The organism is Candidatus Kosakonia sp. 282A-S69 (assembly GCF_029433855.1).
In the GTDB taxonomy this organism is placed as follows: domain Bacteria; phylum Pseudomonadota; class Gammaproteobacteria; order Enterobacterales; family Enterobacteriaceae; genus Kosakonia; species Kosakonia cowanii_A.
Window position 1 is genome coordinate 251,322 of the sequence record NZ_JAROAU010000005.1, and the last position, 261, is coordinate 251,582.

The window sequence follows — 261 nt, forward strand, 5'->3', positions numbered from 1 at the left end:
CCTCGCAGGGCATGCCCGTCCTCGATCAGCGCCTCGATCTCTTCGCGCATGGTGGAATGTTCCCACAATTCCACCTCGCCCAGCGGGCGGCCGATGATCTCGGTCGAGGCATAGCCGGTCATCTGGGTGAAGCTGGCATTCACCTCGCACAGCAGATGTCCGTCGCGCGCGCCGATCGCCATCGGCACCGGCGCCATCTGGAAGGTGCGGGTGAACCGCTCCTCGCTGTGGCGCAGCGCGCCCTCCGCCTTCCGGCGCGGT

Annotated in this window: 1 protein-coding gene; it reads right to left on the reverse strand. The window is 67.8% G+C overall.

Features of this window, described 5'->3' with window-relative positions; translation table 11 throughout:
* On the reverse strand, positions 1-261 hold a 261-nt coding region (locus PU683_RS22250; RefSeq protein ID WP_277174703.1), incomplete at both ends, for a PAS domain-containing protein.